The sequence below is a fragment of the Stenotrophomonas sp. SrG genome (assembly GCF_050031795.1).
GTDB lineage: Bacteria > Pseudomonadota > Gammaproteobacteria > Xanthomonadales > Xanthomonadaceae > Stenotrophomonas > Stenotrophomonas rhizophila_A.
This window is the reverse complement of sequence record NZ_JBNBBE010001561.1, coordinates 1-232: the sequence shown is the minus strand read 5'-3', so window position 1 is coordinate 232 and position 232 is coordinate 1. Positions and strand designations below refer to the sequence as shown.

Annotated in this window: 1 protein-coding gene; it reads right to left on the bottom strand. The window is 73.3% G+C overall.

Annotated features, from left to right (window positions below):
* Positions 1-232, bottom strand: a 232-nt coding sequence (locus ACQG3P_RS24615; protein ID WP_426806512.1) for a hypothetical protein, incomplete at both ends; no start/stop codon positions are given.

Here is a 232-nt window from a genome sequence, read left to right as displayed (position 1 = left end):
TGGTGGTGGCGATGCGGGTATCCAGCTGCTGCCCGCCCAACAGGCGTTCGCGCCGGCACAGCGCCGACAGCAGGCCCAGCATGGCCGAGGTGGCCACGCCGGCCATCGAGGTGCCGAACGCCACGGCCAGGCCTTCCACCGGCGCGCCCAGCGAACCGCGGATGGACTTCAGGTCGGTGGCGCTGCCCAGTGCCAGCCCGGTGCCGCGCAGGGTGGCCATCATGCCCAGCAG